The organism is Lacunimicrobium album (genome assembly GCF_052161635.1).
GTDB lineage: Bacteria > Planctomycetota > Planctomycetia > Planctomycetales > Planctomycetaceae > SXPC01.
Genome location: NZ_CP197413.1, coordinates 3,962,431 through 3,979,528 on the forward strand (window position 1 = coordinate 3,962,431; position 17,098 = coordinate 3,979,528).

The window sequence follows — 17,098 nt, forward strand, 5'->3', positions numbered from 1 at the left end:
CTGTGTCCTCTGTGGCTAACCTTGTTCAGGGAACTTTCCTCTCCACTCGGAAACGCTCAACTCCCCGCCTGCGATCAGCCGATCTTTCACCAAACACATACGCATGATATAAATCCCTCCCGCCTCAGGAGGAGGGGAAGTCCGGTCAGATGGCTGACCAGACGCATTCACGAATTCGATTCAATTTGACCCTCTCACGAAGGACGTCTGCTTTGAATCGGTCAGAAACGCAACTTGTCATGGATGATCTCTCTACCCCACGGACTGCTCATCTCGTCGGTATCGGCGGGACAGGCATGAAAAATCTCGCGCTCATTCTCGCGGAATGGGGCTGGACAGTCACAGGCAGCGACGAATCCCTGGCGGTTGAAACCTCCTGCCTGCTCGCAGAGATGGGGATCGAAACAAGTACTCGACATGTGGCTGCCAACATCAAGCCAGCCTGCAATTTGCTGATCTACAGCAAAGCCGTCCCTGCCGACAACGAAGAACGTCGTGCCGCGAGCGCCCTGCAGATCACCCAGTTCTCCTATCCGCAATTTCTCGGACAGCTTTCGCAATCGAAAGAGACACTCGCCGTCGCCGGAACTCACGGCAAGACGACCACCACTGCCCTGCTTGGCTGGATTCTCGATCGCGCCAACCTCGATGCCATCACGATCTTTGGCGGTGACTATTTAGACGGCACGCTGATCTCCGGCGGTTCCGACACGTCTCGGTTTGTCGTGGAAGCTTGCGAGTTTACGGAGAGTTTTCTGGCCCTCGACGCCCAGTCGGCGGTCATTCTGAACATCGAAAGCGATCACTTCGACTGCTACGACAGCTTTCAGTCGACCGTCCGCAGCTTCGCGACGTTCGCTCACAAACTGACACAGTCCGGCGGCAACCTCATTATCGAACAGTCTGCCCTGCAGACGATTCGTCAGAGTGGTGCTGAACTCGATTCAAAGCGACTCGAAACCTTCACACTCGATGACCAGACTGACGCCGACTGGACTGTTCGCAATATCGAACTGATCCCCTCCGGCAGTCGCTTTGACGTCATCTATCGCGGCGTCGAGCTGGGCAACTTCTCGCTGCCTGTGGTCGGTCGTCATATGATCGCCAACGCCCTGGCTGCGATGGCCCTCGGGATGGGACAAGGCAGCGACATCATCGCGATCCGCGATGCCATGAAAACCTTCCCTGGCGTCAAGCGACGCTTCGAACTCATCGAACACGCGGCCGGGATCACCGTCATCGACGATTACGCCCATCACCCGACTGCGATCACGGCCACGCTGGAAGCTGCCCGTCAGCAGTTTCCCGATCAGCGTCTCATCGTCGCGTTCCAGCCACACCAGCTGTCGCGGACTCAGGCGCTGTTTAATGATTTCGTCAAAGCCTTTTCTGCGGCTGATCACGTGGTCATCGTGCCGATTTACGCAGCTCGTGAGAACGCTCATTTTGATCACTGGCGCGTCTCTCAGGACCTCGCGCTGACGATCTCTGCCCAATGGACTCGCGCGAGTTTCTGCTCATCGCTTGACCATCTGGGAGCAACTTTAGACGATATCTGTTTGGCAGGCGATGTCCTGATGACATTAGGTGCAGGCGATATCAACCAGGTTGCGTATGACTTCTCTCGACGACTTCTCAGACATTATGCGTCGTAACGAGCCTTTGGCTCCTTACACCTGGCTCAAAATCGGTGGCCCGGCGCAATACTTCTTCGAACCCCACACGCAGGAACAACTCGCCGCAGTCGTCAAATACTGCAGCGACAACGAGATCCCGGTCCGGATCCTCGGCTCCGGCTCGAATCTCCTGGTCCGTGACGAAGGGGTCAGCGGAGCCGTCATCAAGCTGTCTGATGGCATCTTCAGCCGGATCAGCATCGACGGGACGAAAGTCACTGCCGGCGCCGGCGCTCTTCTGTCGCACCTGATCTCGCGGACGATCGCAGCGGGACTGGCTGGCCTTGAAGTCCTCTCCGGCATCCCGGGAACTGTCGGAGGTGCCCTGCGTGGAAATGCGGGTGGACGCAATGGCGAGATCAGCGAATTCGTCAAATCGGTCACCGTTCTGACCAACCGCGGCGAAATTCACGTTCGCGAAGCAGCTGACCTTCATTTCGAGTACCGTCACAGCAACCTGGATGACATGGTCATCCTCTCGTGCGAACTTGAACTCCACGAAGACGATCCCGACGAAATCACCAAACGCCTCCGCAAACTCTGGATCAGCAAGAAGGCCTCTCAGCCCCTGACCGAGCAATCCGCAGGCTGCATCTTCAAAAACCCCCGCGGCATGTCCGCTGGCGCTCTGATCGAGCAATCAGGCCTAAAAGACACCCGCATCGGCGACTGTGCCGTCAGCGACCGTCACGCCAACTTCATCGTGACATACGAAAACGCGACCAGCAAAGACGCCCTCAGCCTGATCGACCTGATCAAGGCCAAAGTCGCGGCTCAGCATGGGGTTGATCTGGAAGTCGAGATCAAGATCTGGCCGTAATTCGACTTAATCGCGCGTCCTCAGCAATCACCGAGGAAATAGGCTGACGACATGCGGAGAGAGTCAACATTCATGGAATATGGTTGACCTTCTTATGCAGCACGAGGATACTGACTCCGTCAGACAGTCGTATCGCGTTAGAGGTGGCTTATGATTCAACCTGGAGAGAACAACATCTGGAAAGCTGCTCTGGAGATGAGCCGCGAAGATCGTGTTCAATTAGCAACATTGCTGCTCGAGAGTCTGGATGTGGATGATTCCGCCGATGAGCAGGAGATCCATCAGGAATGGTTGACAGAGCTGAAACGACGCATGGATTCTTCCGATCAGGGGATCGAGAAGAGTATTCCGTGGTCGGAAGCACGTCAAATGATTCATGGAAGATGACTATGGCCAGATATGCAGCACGGCGATTTCATCCAATTTCAAAATCATTCTCGTCAAGAAATCCTATGAAACTATAGATGAATTCACCCTCGGGCCAATGCCCGCGTTCCTTAAGGTCTTTCAATAGTTCCTTGTAAAGCTTCTTAACCCGGCTGGCAGCATATTCGAGCTCCTCGAATTGCTCGTGACTGAGCTCATTGCTTGTTTTGCGAATTGGATAGTACTTGATCGCGAGATCGAGCAGTTCGTTGTAAGGGCTATCAATCTCGCGAGGACTGAATGTCCGGAGGTCTTTCGATAATTCTTGAATTGTCTCTGCGAGGACGTAAGGCTTCAAAAACGAATCAAAGCAGTCGAATCGATCCAGCGAGCCCATGTGCTTGATCACAGAAATCGCCTGGCGAATACGATTGTACTGAACGTCGAATTGAGGATCTGCCAAGCCATAGACGAGACGGTGGACGTCTTTTCGTTCCAGCGCATTCGCTGCCATCGACTGCATGACTTCAACGAACGCCTGGTCATCATAGCGTCGCTGGAAGTCATCATTGATGACTAGAAAATTTGGAAATGTGATCGGCTCAAGAAGCGTTAAATAAAAATCAAACGTCGTGCGATCTGTCATCGTTTATTCCATCCATTTCCGCTGCGCAATCAACCCCGCAAGATACCCCCCCTTAAACCCCGAATCGATATTCACCGTCGCGATGTTGCTGGCACAGCTGGAGAGCATTGTCAGTAACGCTGTCATTCCTTCCTGATTGGCCCCGTAACCCCGGCTGGTCGGGACGGCGACCACAGGACAAGAGACCCAGCCAGCGATGACGGACGGAAGAGCCCCTTCCATTCCCGCGACGACGATGATCGCGTCGGCTTTCCGCAGTCGGGGGACCTGGGCCAGAAGTCGTTGAGGGCCCGCGACGCCGATGTCCTGAATGAGTTCGACATGGCAATTCATCCAGCGGAGCGTCTCGACCGCTTCCTGGGCGATCGGACTGTCGGAGGTCCCTGCTGAGGCGACGATCACGTGGCCGCGAGTCTGGTTTGGATCAGGAGTGCCGATGCGCGCGGTCTTTGCGGACAGGTTCACCTCGGCGGCGTCAAAGTTCTTGATGATCTCTTTGGCGAGACGTTTATTCACGCGGGTGACGAAGGCAATCTGTCCCGCATCGAGCAGACGCTGAATACCCGTGAGGACCTGATCGGTCGACTTACCGGCTCCATAAATGACTTCCGGATATCCACAACGTTCCGGTCGGGAAATGTCCATGCGAACTGAGGGGGAAGAGGTTTGGCTCGCCTCGGTCTCGCCAGTTGACCATTGAGTGACGACAGACATCAACGCCTCTTCCAGCGTCAGTCCTGCAGACTTTAATGAGGCGATGGCCTGTTCAATACTCACGATTCGTCTTTCAAGGGGGTATCATACTGTCTTCGGCCTGTAGGGCCGATTTCTACCAGCCCAGGGTGAAACCCTGGGATAGCCGGGAGTAAGACTCGATGCCGCCCTGTAGGGGCGGCTCACCGTTGTTTTCTCATTTGAGGCCACCCCTACAGGGTGGAAAGAAATCTATCTAACTGCGCTACCCAGGGTTTCACCCTGGGCTGACTGAACCCGCCCCTTCAGGGCGAAGAAGTGTCGCGCATTTCGTCTCCGCGACCTCTGCTTCCTCGGCGACCTCGTGTTCCAGTCTTCTCACACTTCCGCAAGTCTCGGCCGTTCATTAGAACATAACACTCGCGGCTCGCAAATCATCAGCTGACAAGGATGTGTCTTATGTCGTTCGCTCCCTCGACTTATCTTAAGCGACGTACCCGTCTGCAGAAATCTCTTCGCAGTAAGCAGCTCAAGGCGATCCTCGTTACCCACCTGCCGAACATTCGTTACCTGACAGGTTTCAGCGGCTCGAGTGCCGCTCTTCTCGTGACGCCGACACGCGTCCTCCTGATGAGCGATGGACGCTACACAACGCAGATCCGACAGGAATGTTCCGATCTCGAAGTGGAAATCCGCAAGACCGAAGAAACGCTGCTCGACCTGATCAACCGCCTGTTCAAGACGACCGACCTGACGTCACTGGCCATCGAATCGGCCACGTTGACCGTCGAATACTACCTTTCGATGCAGGAAAAGCTGACGGGCATCGAACTCAAGCCCTCCCACGGCGTGGTCGAAGAACTTCGCATGATCAAGGATGCTGACGAGCTCGCGGAGATCAAGGCGTCTGTTTACATCGCCGAGCGCGCCTTTGCCGTGATGCGATCATCACTCCGGGTCGGCATGACCGAACTCGATATCCGCAATATCCTCGAACATGCGATGAACACCTTCGGCGCCGAAGGGACGAGCTTTGAAACCATCGTCGCGATCGATCAGCAGTCGGCTCTCCCGCACGCCAAGCCCGGCAAGAATGTCCTTTCAAACAACTCGATCCTGCTCATCGATTACGGTGCGCGTCTGAAATCAGGTTATCGTTGCGACATCACACGCACCATGATCACCCGCCCGGCTGGTTCGACGAATGTTCCTTCCAAGTTTGAGAAGGTCTACAACACCGTCCTGAACGCCGAGCAATCCGCGATTGCTGCTCTCAAGCCAGACGCGAAAGCCGCCGACATTGACTTCATCGCCCGCGACCTGATCGCCAAAGCGGGCTTCGGCAAGAATTTTGGACACGGCCTGGGTCACGGCTTTGGGCTGGAGGTCCACGAGGCGCTGCGTCTTTCCTCGACATCCAAGCAGGAATTGCAGCCGGGGATGGTCGTCACGGTCGAGCCGGGCATTTATCTGGAAGGTTATGGCGGTGTCCGTATTGAAGACGATGTGCTGATCACCAAGACCGGCTGCGAGGTTTTGACGAGCCTGCCTCGAACGCTGTCTGAGAACACGATTTACCTTTGATCCACCTCTATTCCTCGCAATGACTGCAACCAAAAGGCTTTACACGCATTCACCACTCATGATGCGTCGAATTTCTGGCGATTTGGTGGTGAACGATTTCTCGCAGTTCCCAAGTGGTAGAAACCCCCGGTTCGGTTTCTGTCCGCCGGGAAACTCGATATAGTTCACGTTGCAGACCTTGCGGGTTTGCGCGAATTGAGCGACATTGCTTTCGTTACTTTCATTTCCTTAGTTTGCAATTGATCGAAACCTTCCATGGATAAACAAGACCCAACGGCTGCTGAATCCTTCGACCTCGATAAGCTCAACAAACTCATCGAAATGATGGAAAAGCACGGCCTGACCGAAGTTCATCTCCGCAAAGGTGGCGAGCAGTGGAAACTGCGTCGCGGGCCAGCTGAAGTTTACTCCATGATGCCGCAGGCTTATGCACCTCAGATGCAGCCGATGCATCAGGCTCCTGCCGCTGCCCCGTCTGCTCCTGCAGCAGCCCCGGCCGCCGCTGCTCCAGCTGCTGACCCCAGCCTCTCGATCATCAAGAGTCCAACAGTCGGGACGTTCTACGCAGCTCGATCTCCAGAAGATCCGCCGTTCGTCAAAGCCGGCGATCCCGTCAAGGCGAGCACGATCGTCTGCCTGATCGAAGCCATGAAGGTTTACAACGAAATCACCGCGGATGTGTCCGGGACCATCACCAGAATCCTCGTCAAGAACGGCGATTCGGTCGACTTCGGCCAGCCAATCTTCGAAGTCAAAGCCAGCTGATATGGGTTATCGAGTGGCGGCGGTTTTCATCCACGCCACTCCCCCCCGTTCTTCCCAAGCCCTAAGCCCTATTGACTAAGCCCTACTCATGTTCCAACGGATCCTCATTGCTAACCGCGGCGAAATTGCTCTCCGCGTCATCCGTGCCTGTCGCGAACTCGGCATCCAGACCGTCTGCGTCTTCTCGGAAGCCGATCGCGGTGCGCACTACCTCGAACTGGCCGACGAGAAATACTGCATCGGCAAGGCGGCGGCTTCTGATTCCTACCTGCTGATCGAGCGCATCATCGCCGCTGCGGAAGTGGGCAACGTTCAGGCGATTCACCCCGGCTATGGGTTCCTCTCTGAAAACGCTCACTTCAACGAAGTCTGCAAGGAATGCAGCATCACCTTCATCGGCCCAACCCATGAAGCGATGGCCAAACTTGGCGATAAGATCTCAGCCAAGAAGATCGCCCAGGATGCCAAGGTCAACCTCGTCCCAGGTTCTGACGGCCTGATCACTGATGAGAAGCAAGCCCTCGAAGTCGCCAACCGCATCGGCTACCCCGTCCTGATCAAGGCTACGGCCGGTGGCGGCGGTAAAGGGATGCGCGTCGCCCGTAATGACATCTCGCTGAAATCGGGTCTGGCGTCTGCCAGCCAGGAAGCAGAAAAAGCATTCAAAAACGCAGGCGTTTATCTCGAGAAGTACATCGAGAATCCGCGTCACGTCGAAGTGCAGATCATCGCTGACCATCATGGCAATGTCTGCCACCTCTGGGAGCGGGACTGCTCGACCCAGCGACGTCACCAGAAGCTGATCGAAGAATCTCCGGCCCCCAACCTGCCCCGCGCCGTCCGCGAAGAAATCTGCAAAGCCGCGGTCCGACTGGCCAAGTCGGCTGGTTATTACAACGCCGGGACGGTCGAATTCATCGTCGACCCACAGAACAACTTCTACTTCATCGAAGTCAACGCCCGGATCCAGGTCGAACACCCGGTCACCGAAATGGTCACCGGCATTGACCTCATCAAAGCACAGATCCGTGTCGCTGCGGGCGAGCCGCTGCCGTTCAAGCAAAAGCAGATCGAAACCCACGGCCACTCCATCGAAATCCGCATCAACGCGGAAGACCCGGAAAACGGCTTCCGTCCCTGCCCTGGCAAGATCACCAAGCTGCGTCTGCCGGGCGGTCCAGGTGTCCGCTTCGATTCACACATCTACGAAGGCTACACGATCAGCCCGTATTACGACTCCATGATCGGCAAGCTGATCATTCACCGCACAAACCGCGAAGAAGCCATCGCCTGTGCTAAACGAGCCCTGGACGAATTCGTCATTGAGGGCATCAAGACGACGATCCCACTGGCGAAGAAGATCCTGTCGCACTCGACCTTCGCTGAGGGGAAGATGGATACGACGTTTGTTGAGCGGACGTGGTAGGGAATAGGGCTTAGGCAGTGCCGCTTTCCGTTGCGGCCGTCGCAACGCTGGGCTTAGGGCTTAGCCGGAGTCTTCTCATTGATGTTTTGCGCGAAATGTAGGGTGCTGGTGAGTCTTCGAACCGCACCAAAACGACATTCATTCGCACAATTGGTGCGGTTCGCAGAGCCTCACCAGCACCCTACAAGGAATTTGAACACTGCGGCTTAACCAGAGAAGACTAGGCTGAACATCCAGCTGTTCGTTGCGAACAGATGGAGACCAGGGGTGGTGCCCCAAGCGTGACAAAGAGATCACTCATTGCTTTGCAAATAGGATTTGATTCGGTTCTGAATCTGATCGCGCACTCTGCGGAACATGGCGATCTCGGTTGATTCGGCTGGATCATCAAACGGCCAATGCAACGTCGTTCCCACATTCGGAAAGATCGGGCAGGCCTCTTTCGCGCTGTCGCAGACTGTGACGACCAGATCGAACGCTTCATCCTTGAACTGGCTCAGGTTCTTGCTTTGGTTCTGGCTGATATCGATCTCCAGTTCCTTCATTGCTTCGATGGCCAGCGGATGGACATAACCAGATGGTCGTGAACCTGCTGAGGCAGCCTCCCAGCCTTCACTGGCGAACAATGCTTCCGCCATCTGCGAGCGACAGGAGTTTCCAGTACAGAGAACCAGGACACGCTTTTTCATAGTGGAGCAGCCTTGAAATAATGCTTTTGGAAGTACAGCGAGACGTTCACCAGACCAATTAAAACAGGGACTTCAACCAGAGGCCCAATCACCGCTGCAAACGCTGCTCCCGAGTTGATGCCGAAGACAGCGACCGCAACAGCAATCGCCAGTTCAAAGTTGTTACTGGCGGCTGTGAAGGCGATCGTGGCTGTTTTGGAGTAGTCCGCCCCGATCTGCTTTCCCATCCAGAAACTGACCAGGAACATCACCACGAAGTAAATCAACAGGGGAACAGCAATACGGACGACATCCACCGGGATCTGGACGATCAGCTTTCCTTTGAGACTGAACATCACAAAGATCGTGAACAGCAACGCCACGAGCGTCAGCGGACTGACGACCGGGATGAACTTCTTCTCAAACCATTGACGCCCTTTTGCTCGAATCAGAAAGAACCGACTGAGCAGCCCGGCCAGGAAAGGGATCCCGAGGTAGATGAAAACGCTGGTCGCAATTTCTACGATGCTGATCTCGATCGCCATCCCCTGCAGCCCGAGTAAAGGTGGCAGGTAGGCCACAAAGAACCACGCATACACGCTGTAGAAGAGAACCTGAAAAATGCTGTTGAACGCCACCAGCCCTGCAGCATACTGGCTGTTCCCTTTGGCGAGTTCATTCCACACGATCACCATGGCGATACACCTCGCCAGCCCAATCATGATCAGGCCAGCCATGTATTCGGGATAATCCTGCAGGAACACGACGGCCAGCACGAACATCAGCACGGGACCGATCAGCCAGTTTTGCAGCAGCGATAACCCAAGAATTTTCCAGTCTCGAAAGACTTCGCCCAGTTCTTCATATCTCACCTTCGCGAGCGGGGGATACATCATCACGATCAAGCCGATCGCGATGGGGATATTCGTCGTTCCGAACTGAAACTGGTTGACCCACAATTCCCAACCTGGAAATGAACTCCCCACGATGACCCCCAAAGCCATCGCCAGAAAAATCCAAACCGTGAGGTAATGATCCAGAAACGAGAGTCGCATTGATATATCCGCTCAAGCGAATGTATGAGTCAAAAAAATTTCAGTTGCACTTTGATCGCGAACAGTTGGCTACATCTGGAAGATCACACGCGGACACGCAGTCCATGACCGTCTTGTGGAAATCGGTCGTCGCAGGAACCAGCTTGTAGTAATGCCACAAACCTTCTTTGCGGGCCAGAACCAGTCCTGTCTTCCGCAGGTAAGCCAGATGCCGCGAGATCGTCGGCTGGGGAGCATCCAGGGAACTGACCAGGTCGCAGACGCAGAGCTCTCCACCTCGGAGCAGATGCAGGATTCTCAAGCGAGTCGCGTCAGAGAGCGCCCGGAAGACTGCTTCAGGAAGTAAAGTCTGTGTTTGCATATGTGCCTAAGCGAATGTAGCGGACCGATTTCTCGCTGTCAATGAAGACAGGAAGAACACTGACTTCCCCTCGGCGACGACAAAGCAAAACTAAAGTAATTCTTCATTTTCCGTCACATCTCTACAAACACATACGATCCGGTGAACAACGAACGCATTGCAAATTGCTATCCCAGACGCCCCATATTCTCGCTACAGACGGGAGTTTTTGACGCATACTACGATAGCCCCCCATTTTATGCCTAGAAAACACTCCCTTTGTGACATATTTTGATTGATTCTGATCGTTATCCTCCACAATATTGTGTCAGCTCCAATCACTTTTCGCCAACATTATGCTCCTCGACCAACGACGTGATCAGATTCTGCAGCATGCTCAGGAGCACGGATACGTCTCCCTGGGGCAGCTTGTTGCGCATCTGGGGGTGAGCGAGTCGACGATTCGGCGGGATCTGGAGGCGCTTGACCAGGCGGGCCAGATTCGTCGAACGCGTGGCGGGATTGCCTATGTCGGGGAGTCGCTCCCCGCGCTGGAAACCCGCGTGACGCGCGCTCATCTTGAAAAGCAGAAGATCGCTAAAGCGGTCGCGGCCATGATTCAACCCGGAGAATCGATCCTGCTCGATGCCGGTTCGACGACACTCGAGATCGCCCGTCAGCTACAAAAAATGGAGTTGCAGGTCCTGACGACCTACCTGCCGATCGTCAATCTGCTGCACACCGCACCGAACATCGAACTCATCTTCATCGGCGGGTACATCCACCCCAAGACCGATGTCGCCCTCGGGCCGATCGTGACGCAGACCCTCAAAGGGCTGCACGTCCGTAAAGCCATCATGAGCGCCGGCGGCCTGACCAGCCGCGGGTTGTTCAACAGCAACACACTGCTCGTCGATGCCCAGCGGATGATGATCGAAGCTGCGGAAGAAGTCATCGTCGCGATCGACAGCCACAAACTTGGACACACCGAACTCGTCAACCTCTGCCCCCTGGACGACATCGATCGCCTCGTCACCGACGATGGCGTCGATCCCCAGTGGGTGCAGATGTTGGAACAACAGAATATCGCCGTAACGATCGCCACATAAAACTTTTAGCCACAGAGGTCACAGAAATCACCGAGAAGAGATAAGAGCAAAGCTTTTCTTACTCTCTGAGATCTCTGTGTCCTCTGTGGCAAATAGTCTGAATACCAATGACAGCAACAAGCACTCTTAAACGCGAAACCGTCGAACATCTGGTGCGCCAGATGCTCCTGGCGCAGCTTGGCACACAGGCCCCGTCTCCCCCAAGCCCCAAGCCCCAAGCCCTAAGCCCTCCCCCCAACCCGCTCGTCGTCAACATCTCCGCTCGTCACGTGCATCTGACCGACGAGCACGTCGAAGTTCTCTTCGGCAAAGGTCATAAGTTGACGGTCGAGAAAGAGCTTTACCAAAAGGGGTACTACGCAGCGGCGGAGACAGTGGCCATCGTTGGGCCTCGTCGACGGATGCTGCCGAGTGTGCGCGTGCTGGGGCCGACGCGGTCGGCGTCTCAAGTCGAACTTGCCTTCACCGATGGCATCTCGCTGGGGATCGATCTTCCCGTCCGGCTCAGTGGCGATATTAAAGACACGCCGGGCTGCGTACTCGTCGGTCCTGCGGGAGTCGTTGAACTCAGGCAAGGCGTGATTCGTGCCATGCGACACGTCCACATGGGCCCAGCGGACCTGGCCCGTTACAACGTCCAACACGGCGACAAGATCAATCTTCGCGTCGAATCCAAAGGCTGCTCGGGAGTTCTCGAAGGCCTGATGGTTCGAGCCGAAGACAACATCAAACTCGAAGTCCACATCGACACCGACGAAGGCAACGCGATCGACTTGGAACACGCGACCAAAGTCGAGTTGATCAAACCCGAACCGTGCGGGTGTCATGAGGGAGGCGCTAGGCGCTGGGCGTTAGGCGCTGGGCGTTAGGCGCTGGGCGTTAGTCAGAAGCTTCGCCGGCCTGAAACGATCACCTTCTCCCTTGTTTTCCTAGCGCCTAGCGCCCAACGCCTAGCGCCTTAACTCCAACACAAAGCAAACTCCATTTTCACAAGGACCCCAAACCCATGTCCCAACAAGCTCTCGGAATGATTGAAACTAAAGGCCTCGTCTGCATGATCGAAGCCGCTGATGCGATGCTCAAAGCCGCCAACGTCAAGATGACCGGCTGGGAGAAAGTCGGCTCCGGTCTGGTGACGACCTTCATTACAGGCGATGTCGCTGCTGTCAAAGCCGCCATCGACGCCGGCGCCTCAGCCGCCAGCAAAATCGGCGAAGTGGTGAGCGTTCAAGTCATCCCACGCCCCCACGACGAACTCGTCAGCATCCTGCCGAAAGCGAAAGCCTAGGGCAGGCGCTAGGTCTTAGGTGCTAGGCGTTAGCCAAACCGCTTCGCCTGCCTGAACCGATCGCCACTTCATTGTCTTCCTAACGCCTAGCGCCTAATGCCTAGCGCCTTATCACTCGACTCTCTACACTCAGAAAACTCACCCACTATGAACGATGCCATTGGACTGATTGAAACCAAAGGCCTGGTCGCGATGATCGAAGCCTCGGACGCGATGCTCAAAGCCGCCAACGTTACGCTCGTCAAACAAATCCAGATCGGCGGCGCCTACGTCACGACCGTCATCAAAGGGGACGTCGGCTCCGTCAAAGCCGCTGTCGACGCCGGTGCGTCAGCTGCATCCCGCGTCGGCGAACTCGTCGCCGCCCACGTGATCCCACGCCCCGAGAAGGGGTTGATGGAGAATTTTTAAGGAGGCGCTAGGTATTAGGCGCTAGGCGTTAGCCGATCCGCTTCGCCAGCCTGAACCATTCGCCATTTCTTGTCTTTCCTAACGCCCAGCGCCTTTCAGCGAAGCCCTATCCCATGTTCATCGGCAAAATCACCGGCAGTATTGTTTCGTCTCACAAGGTCGACTCCATGAAGGGGCAGAAGCTCTTCATCGTGGAGCCGCTGCGCGTCGACGAGCAGAACAAGGATGGGTTGAAGTCGACGGGGCGTTCGTTTGTCGTCGTCGATACGGTCGGGGCGGGGGAAGGGGAAGTCGTTATCTGCGTGCAGGGGTCCTCGGCCCGTTACACGCCAGAGACGAAGCCGCTGCCTGTCGATGCCGCGATCATCGGCATCGTCGACCGCGTCACAATCGGCTCCACGTCTGTCTACGACAAGACCTCCGTTTCTTAGGCGAGCGGGGGGTGTGAACCCCCTGTGTCTTCGAAAGAACTGATCACATGACAAACAACCTTCCTCTGAATACGCCCCAACAAACCGCACGCCTCATCGCCATCATCTGCATGGCCATGATCAGCGGCCTGGGTATCTTTGCAGGCATGGCCTTTGTTCTCGCGTGGGGGAAACCACCACAAGAGAGCATGGTGCTGAGCATTCTCAGCGTTGTCATGATGGCCGGGACTGCGGTCGCCAGTAACGTCGTCCCGTCGATCATTCTTCAGCAGACTCTGGAGAAGATCAAAGCCAACCCGACAGGCGAATCGCTCGACCAGAGACTCCTGCCACTTTACATGACGACCACGATTATCCGACTGGCGATGATCGAAGCCCCAGGGTTTGTCTCACTCGTGGCCTTCATCACCGAGCATCACGTCTGGGTGTTCGCAGTGGCGTTGGCCTCGATCCTGCTGATTCTGATTCAGTTGCCCACGACGTCCCGCATCGAAGACTGGCTGAAGTATCAGAAAGAAACCCTCTCGTAAACGAACTGTTGACCGAGATGTTTTCTTCCTCCTGACTCACGACTCAAACCTCAGGCCTTCCCATGACTACCCTCTCAGAAGCCCACATTCGAGCCGTCGTCGAGAACGTCCTCAAGGAATTGAAGGGCAACTCGATCACGAGCGCACCCGTCGCTTTCAAGCCTGCTCCCGCTGTGAAGTCGGGCGACTGGGGCGTCTTCTCGTGTGTCGACCAGGCGATCGATGCTGCTGGTGAAGCTTATAAGAAGTTCAGCGATGCTCCGCTGTCTGCCCGCATGCAGGCCGTCAGCATCATCAAGTCGATCTGCGATTCGCAAGCCGAGGAGCTGGGGCGTCTTGAATACCAGGAAACCAAAATCGGCCGACTCGAACATAAGATCGAGAAGTTAAAAGTCATGCAGCGCGTGCCCGGCGTCGAGTGGCTCAAGCCCGATGCATACTCAGGCGACACCGGCCTGACGATCATCGAACAAGCCCCCTTCGGCGTCATCGGCGTCATCACGCCCGTGACTCATTCGCTGCCGACGCTTGCGTCCAATGCGATCACGATGCTGGCGGGCGGTAATACGCTCGTTGTCAATCCTCATCCGGGTGGTGCGAAGGTTGCCTGCGAAGGAGTGCGTCGATTCAATCAGGCGATCTACAAAGCAAGCAAGCTTGAGAACCTGATCACGATCGTCAACAAGCCAACGCTCGAATCCGCTGGCGCGATCTTCAAAAGCAAAGGGGTAAAGATGCTCTGCGTCACCGGTGGTCCTGCCGTTGCGAGAGCCGCGATGGAGTCACGCAAGAAGGCGGTCGTCGCAGGTCCAGGCAACCCACCTGTCGTCGTTGATGAAACAGCTGACCTCGACAACGCGGCCCGCTCGATCATCGCGGGGGCGTCCTACGATAACAACCTGCTGTGCATCGGGGAGAAGCAGGTCTTCGTCGTCGCGAAGGTCTACAGCGACTTCCTGGCCGCGATGAGCCGCCAAGGGGCATACCGTCTGACACCAGCCCAAGTCGACTCACTGACCAGAGCCGCTTTTCCGATCTCGAAAGAGACCAACGAACCACAACTCAACCGCGACCTCGTCGGCAAAGACGCCTCCGTCCTCGCTGACCTCATCGGCTTGAAAGTCACCAGCCAGACCCCCCTACTCTTCGGCGAAGCGGACGTGAAGAACGCCTTCGTCGATCACGAACAGATGATGCCGTTTCTTCCGATCGTGAAAGCGAACGATTTCGCCCATGCCCTCGACATGGCGATCGAATCAGAACACAGCTACCGTCACACCAGCGTGATCCACTCGCGAGACGTCAACCGCATGACCGAGATGGGACGCGCAATGGAAACCACCCTCTTCGTCAAAAACGGCCCCTCCATGGCCGGAATCGGCATCGGCGGCGAAGGCTACGTCTCCTTCAGCATCGCCACCCCAACCGGCGAAGGGGTCACGACGCCGAGTACATTCACCAGACAACGACGCTGCACGCTCTCCGGAGCGCTGCGAGTGATTTGATTTTGACACAGAGGTCACAGAGAGCACAGAGGGAAAAGGGGAGGAGGAAAATCAATGGCTGATCAACTTACGGAACAGATCATTTCGGCAGCGATTGAAGTCCACAAAACTCTTGGGCCTGGGCTACTGGAATCGATTTATGAAGCTGCTCTTCAACACGAACTCGAGTTGAGAGATTTTCATGTTGCACGACAGGTTGAGGTTGATGTCGTTTACAAAGGTTGTGTGATCAAAGGACAGCGAATCGACTTGATCGTCAACAATGAAGTCATCGTGGAAATTAAATCTCAGTTGAAGGTTCCTGAAGTGGCCGCGTCACAACTTTTGTCTTACTTGAGAATCACTAACAAAAAGCGTGGGTTACTCATCAACTTCGGCCTCAAAACCCTCGTCGAAGGAATTGAACGAGTCTCCAACTGAACCTCCTCTCCAGATCTCTGTGTTCTCTGTGCCCTCTGTGTCAAAAAGTCTTCTCTCATGCAAACCGCCCTCATCATCGGCAAAGCCCACGCGACCATCAAACATCCCGGCCTTCATGGCTGGACGATGTTGATCGCGCAGCCGTTGACGCCAGCAGGCAAGCCGGATGCGGAGCCGCAGTTGACGCTGGATCGGCTGGGCTGCCGGGTTGGGGATACCGTCATCGTCTCTTCGGATGGGTCTCTCGTTCACGAACTGAGCGGCCGTAAAGACGTCCCCGCCCGTTTCATCACCCTCGGGATTCAGGACTCCTAATACTTAGCCCCGGGTGAGTCACCCGGGGCAATCCGCACTCAACAACAATCGATCATGAACCCATCTCCCACTCTCATTGACGAAATTGTCCGGCAGGTCATGAACACCCTGTCGAAGGAGAGTGCGCGTGGAGAGCTTGCTGCGTCATACCCGGTACGCCAAGACAAGCCAGTGATGGCTCCCTCTGCTTTGACTCAGAAAGTCATCACGGAAGAGACTCTCTCGAAATTGGCGTTGAGTGTGAAAGCAGTCACGGTCGCCAAAACAGCGATCATCACTCCCGCTGCTCACGATTACGCTCGCGATCGCGGCATTACGATCCACCGAGATCAACCCTCGGCTCAAGCCACTTCGATCAGTCCAACCAAAGGCCTGTGTCTCATCGACTCCCGCAGCGACAACGCAATGGGAGCCTGGAACGACGTCACACGCCGATCTACCAGTTGGACCACCGAACGACTCGCAGATACCAGCAGTATTGTCTCACGAATTGCCTCGTCCATCCGTGACACCCCGCAGATCATCGTCCTCTCCAGCGAACCCTGGAACGTGGCCTGTCTTGCCAATCGAAACGAATCCATTCGAGCCGCGGTCGCCTGCCATCTCGACGACATCCCAGCGATCCAGAAGTCACTGGCCCCGAACGTCTGGTGTGTGGACTCGGTAAAACCGTATTTTGAACTTCGAAACATTCTCCGTTGCCTCATCTCTGAGACCTCTGTGCCCTCTGTGGCTAGAAAGCCTTTGCTATGAGAATCGGCGAAGTCATCGGCACCGTCACCTTGTGTCGCGTCCACCCACTCCTCGCCGGGGCGACGTTTAAACTCGTCACTCCCTTCGACTGGCGCGGACTAACCGGCGACGAAGCCGGTCGCGGCGAAGCTCTCGTTGTCTATGACGAACTCGGTTCCGGCCTCGGCTCCACCATCGCGATCTGCGAAGGGACCGAAGCCGCCGCCCCGTTCGCACCGGATCTCAAACCCGTCGACGCCTACTGCGCTGCGCTGTTGGATAGTGTTGATGTCATTCCGGTCAAAGACTAGCCACAGA

Annotated in this window: 22 protein-coding genes; 17 read left to right on the forward strand and 5 right to left on the reverse strand. The window is 55.8% G+C overall.

Annotation, left to right across the window (positions count from 1 at the left end):
* Nucleotides 1-239: 239 nt before the first annotated feature.
* The 3 genes from murC to SH248x_RS15855 all read left to right on the forward strand — a co-directional run bounded on the left by murC (nucleotide 240) and on the right by SH248x_RS15855 (nucleotide 2,883).
* The gene (gene murC / locus SH248x_RS15845) at nucleotides 240-1,655 is read left to right on the forward strand and encodes a UDP-N-acetylmuramate--L-alanine ligase (protein ID WP_459555272.1); all 1,416 of its coding nucleotides are present in this window, start codon (nucleotides 240-242) and stop codon (nucleotides 1,653-1,655) included.
* Nucleotides 1,615-2,496 carry a UDP-N-acetylmuramate dehydrogenase gene (gene murB, locus SH248x_RS15850; protein WP_459555273.1) on the forward strand — a complete coding sequence of 294 codons (882 nt, stop codon included), beginning with the start codon at nucleotides 1,615-1,617 and terminating at the stop codon, nucleotides 2,494-2,496. Before murC ends, murB begins: the two co-directional genes overlap by 41 nt.
* 150 nt (nucleotides 2,497-2,646) lie before the next feature.
* Nucleotides 2,647-2,883, forward strand: coding sequence for an addiction module protein (locus SH248x_RS15855; RefSeq protein WP_459555274.1), 237 nt, complete (start codon nucleotides 2,647-2,649; stop codon nucleotides 2,881-2,883).
* Between the two features lie 28 nt (nucleotides 2,884-2,911).
* On the opposite strand, the gene SH248x_RS15860 is transcribed toward SH248x_RS15855, so the two are convergent.
* On the reverse strand, nucleotides 2,912-3,508 hold the full coding sequence (locus SH248x_RS15860) for a hypothetical protein (protein ID WP_459555275.1): 597 nt from the start codon (nucleotides 3,506-3,508) through the stop codon (nucleotides 2,912-2,914).
* 3 nt (nucleotides 3,509-3,511) lie between these two features.
* The gene (gene larB / locus SH248x_RS15865) at nucleotides 3,512-4,285 is read right to left on the reverse strand and encodes an AIR carboxylase family protein (protein ID WP_459555276.1); all 774 of its coding nucleotides are present in this window, start codon (nucleotides 4,283-4,285) and stop codon (nucleotides 3,512-3,514) included.
* Nucleotides 4,286-4,660: 375 nt separating this feature from the next.
* Here larB and SH248x_RS15870 point away from each other — a divergent pair, with 375 nt between their 5' ends.
* The 3 genes from SH248x_RS15870 to accC all read left to right on the forward strand — a co-directional run bounded on the left by SH248x_RS15870 (nucleotide 4,661) and on the right by accC (nucleotide 7,976).
* A complete protein-coding gene (locus tag SH248x_RS15870; protein WP_459555277.1) occupies nucleotides 4,661-5,785 on the forward strand; it encodes a M24 family metallopeptidase in 1,125 nt (374 codons plus the stop codon).
* 255 nt (nucleotides 5,786-6,040) lie between these two features.
* Entirely contained in the window at nucleotides 6,041-6,550 is a 510-nt protein-coding gene (gene accB / locus SH248x_RS15875) for an acetyl-CoA carboxylase biotin carboxyl carrier protein (protein WP_459555278.1), read from the forward strand.
* A gap of 88 nt (nucleotides 6,551-6,638) precedes the next feature.
* Nucleotides 6,639-7,976, forward strand: coding sequence for an acetyl-CoA carboxylase biotin carboxylase subunit (gene accC, locus SH248x_RS15880; protein WP_459555279.1), 1,338 nt, complete (start codon nucleotides 6,639-6,641; stop codon nucleotides 7,974-7,976).
* 293 nt (nucleotides 7,977-8,269) lie between these two features.
* Here the strand turns inward: accC and SH248x_RS15885 are convergent, their stop codons facing one another.
* The 3 genes from SH248x_RS15885 to SH248x_RS15895 are packed head-to-tail and all read right to left on the reverse strand — an operon-like array spanning nucleotide 8,270 to nucleotide 10,060.
* A complete protein-coding gene (locus tag SH248x_RS15885) occupies nucleotides 8,270-8,665 on the reverse strand; it encodes an arsenate reductase ArsC (protein ID WP_459555280.1) in 396 nt (131 codons plus the stop codon).
* Entirely contained in the window at nucleotides 8,662-9,699 is a 1,038-nt protein-coding gene (arsB, locus tag SH248x_RS15890; protein ID WP_459555281.1) for an arsenic resistance protein, read from the reverse strand. The genes SH248x_RS15885 and arsB overlap by 4 nt, the downstream gene beginning before the upstream one ends.
* 40 nt (nucleotides 9,700-9,739) lie before the next feature.
* Nucleotides 9,740-10,060: an ArsR/SmtB family transcription factor gene (locus SH248x_RS15895; RefSeq protein ID WP_459555282.1), complete on the reverse strand. Its 321-nt coding sequence runs from the start codon at nucleotides 10,058-10,060 to the stop codon at nucleotides 9,740-9,742.
* 335 nt (nucleotides 10,061-10,395) lie between these two features.
* Here SH248x_RS15895 and SH248x_RS15900 point away from each other — a divergent pair, with 335 nt between their 5' ends.
* The 11 genes from SH248x_RS15900 (at nucleotide 10,396) to SH248x_RS15950 (ending at nucleotide 17,091) form a co-directional block, all read left to right on the forward strand.
* Complete coding sequence (locus SH248x_RS15900; protein WP_459555283.1) at nucleotides 10,396-11,148, forward strand: DeoR/GlpR family DNA-binding transcription regulator; 753 nt, start codon at nucleotides 10,396-10,398, stop codon at nucleotides 11,146-11,148.
* 107 nt (nucleotides 11,149-11,255) lie between these two features.
* The gene (gene pduL, locus SH248x_RS15905; protein ID WP_459555284.1) at nucleotides 11,256-12,017 is read left to right on the forward strand and encodes a phosphate propanoyltransferase; all 762 of its coding nucleotides are present in this window, start codon (nucleotides 11,256-11,258) and stop codon (nucleotides 12,015-12,017) included.
* Between the two features lie 137 nt (nucleotides 12,018-12,154).
* Entirely contained in the window at nucleotides 12,155-12,436 is a 282-nt protein-coding gene (locus SH248x_RS15910) for a BMC domain-containing protein (protein WP_459555285.1), read from the forward strand.
* A gap of 147 nt (nucleotides 12,437-12,583) precedes the next feature.
* Nucleotides 12,584-12,847 (forward strand): BMC domain-containing protein, encoded by a 264-nt coding sequence (locus SH248x_RS15915; protein WP_459555286.1) that lies wholly within the window; start codon nucleotides 12,584-12,586, stop codon nucleotides 12,845-12,847.
* Between the two features lie 113 nt (nucleotides 12,848-12,960).
* On the forward strand, nucleotides 12,961-13,278 hold the full coding sequence (locus tag SH248x_RS15920) for a EutN/CcmL family microcompartment protein (protein ID WP_459555287.1): 318 nt from the start codon (nucleotides 12,961-12,963) through the stop codon (nucleotides 13,276-13,278).
* 47 nt (nucleotides 13,279-13,325) lie between these two features.
* On the forward strand, nucleotides 13,326-13,808 hold the full coding sequence (locus SH248x_RS15925; protein ID WP_459555288.1) for a hypothetical protein: 483 nt from the start codon (nucleotides 13,326-13,328) through the stop codon (nucleotides 13,806-13,808).
* Nucleotides 13,809-13,870: 62 nt separating this feature from the next.
* Nucleotides 13,871-15,313, forward strand: coding sequence for an aldehyde dehydrogenase family protein (locus SH248x_RS15930; protein WP_459555289.1), 1,443 nt, complete (start codon nucleotides 13,871-13,873; stop codon nucleotides 15,311-15,313).
* Nucleotides 15,314-15,367: 54 nt separating this feature from the next.
* The gene (locus SH248x_RS15935; protein ID WP_459555290.1) at nucleotides 15,368-15,733 is read left to right on the forward strand and encodes a GxxExxY protein; all 366 of its coding nucleotides are present in this window, start codon (nucleotides 15,368-15,370) and stop codon (nucleotides 15,731-15,733) included.
* 57 nt (nucleotides 15,734-15,790) lie between these two features.
* Nucleotides 15,791-16,048 carry a EutN/CcmL family microcompartment protein gene (locus tag SH248x_RS15940; protein WP_459555291.1) on the forward strand — a complete coding sequence of 86 codons (258 nt, stop codon included), beginning with the start codon at nucleotides 15,791-15,793 and terminating at the stop codon, nucleotides 16,046-16,048.
* A gap of 54 nt (nucleotides 16,049-16,102) precedes the next feature.
* The gene (locus tag SH248x_RS15945; RefSeq protein ID WP_459555292.1) at nucleotides 16,103-16,801 is read left to right on the forward strand and encodes a hypothetical protein; all 699 of its coding nucleotides are present in this window, start codon (nucleotides 16,103-16,105) and stop codon (nucleotides 16,799-16,801) included.
* The gene (locus tag SH248x_RS15950; protein ID WP_459555293.1) at nucleotides 16,798-17,091 is read left to right on the forward strand and encodes a EutN/CcmL family microcompartment protein; all 294 of its coding nucleotides are present in this window, start codon (nucleotides 16,798-16,800) and stop codon (nucleotides 17,089-17,091) included. The genes SH248x_RS15945 and SH248x_RS15950 overlap by 4 nt, the downstream gene beginning before the upstream one ends.
* The last annotated feature ends 7 nt before the right edge of the window (nucleotides 17,092-17,098 follow it).

Bases quoted from the DNA above. Each gene is read 5' to 3' on its own strand.
- murC (WP_459555272.1), top strand. From the start codon at position 240: ATGGATGATCTCTCTACCCCACGGACTGCTCATCTCGTCGGTATCGGC.
- murB (WP_459555273.1), top strand. From the start codon at position 1,615: ATGACTTCTCTCGACGACTTCTCAGACATTATGCGTCGTAACGAGCCT.
- SH248x_RS15855 (WP_459555274.1), top strand. From the start codon at position 2,647: ATGATTCAACCTGGAGAGAACAACATCTGGAAAGCTGCTCTGGAGATG.
- SH248x_RS15860 (WP_459555275.1), bottom strand. From the start codon at position 3,508: ATGACAGATCGCACGACGTTTGATTTTTATTTAACGCTTCTTGAGCCG.
- SH248x_RS15870 (WP_459555277.1), top strand. From the start codon at position 4,661: ATGTCGTTCGCTCCCTCGACTTATCTTAAGCGACGTACCCGTCTGCAG.
- accB (WP_459555278.1), top strand. From the start codon at position 6,041: ATGGATAAACAAGACCCAACGGCTGCTGAATCCTTCGACCTCGATAAG.
- accC (WP_459555279.1), top strand. From the start codon at position 6,639: ATGTTCCAACGGATCCTCATTGCTAACCGCGGCGAAATTGCTCTCCGC.
- SH248x_RS15885 (WP_459555280.1), bottom strand. From the start codon at position 8,665: ATGAAAAAGCGTGTCCTGGTTCTCTGTACTGGAAACTCCTGTCGCTCG.
- arsB (WP_459555281.1), bottom strand. From the start codon at position 9,699: ATGCGACTCTCGTTTCTGGATCATTACCTCACGGTTTGGATTTTTCTG.
- SH248x_RS15895 (WP_459555282.1), bottom strand. From the start codon at position 10,060: ATGCAAACACAGACTTTACTTCCTGAAGCAGTCTTCCGGGCGCTCTCT.
- SH248x_RS15900 (WP_459555283.1), top strand. From the start codon at position 10,396: ATGCTCCTCGACCAACGACGTGATCAGATTCTGCAGCATGCTCAGGAG.
- pduL (WP_459555284.1), top strand. From the start codon at position 11,256: ATGACAGCAACAAGCACTCTTAAACGCGAAACCGTCGAACATCTGGTG.
- SH248x_RS15910 (WP_459555285.1), top strand. From the start codon at position 12,155: ATGTCCCAACAAGCTCTCGGAATGATTGAAACTAAAGGCCTCGTCTGC.
- SH248x_RS15915 (WP_459555286.1), top strand. From the start codon at position 12,584: ATGAACGATGCCATTGGACTGATTGAAACCAAAGGCCTGGTCGCGATG.
- SH248x_RS15920 (WP_459555287.1), top strand. From the start codon at position 12,961: ATGTTCATCGGCAAAATCACCGGCAGTATTGTTTCGTCTCACAAGGTC.
- SH248x_RS15925 (WP_459555288.1), top strand. From the start codon at position 13,326: ATGACAAACAACCTTCCTCTGAATACGCCCCAACAAACCGCACGCCTC.
- SH248x_RS15930 (WP_459555289.1), top strand. From the start codon at position 13,871: ATGACTACCCTCTCAGAAGCCCACATTCGAGCCGTCGTCGAGAACGTC.
- SH248x_RS15935 (WP_459555290.1), top strand. From the start codon at position 15,368: ATGGCTGATCAACTTACGGAACAGATCATTTCGGCAGCGATTGAAGTC.
- SH248x_RS15940 (WP_459555291.1), top strand. From the start codon at position 15,791: ATGCAAACCGCCCTCATCATCGGCAAAGCCCACGCGACCATCAAACAT.
- SH248x_RS15945 (WP_459555292.1), top strand. From the start codon at position 16,103: ATGAACCCATCTCCCACTCTCATTGACGAAATTGTCCGGCAGGTCATG.
- SH248x_RS15950 (WP_459555293.1), top strand. From the start codon at position 16,798: ATGAGAATCGGCGAAGTCATCGGCACCGTCACCTTGTGTCGCGTCCAC.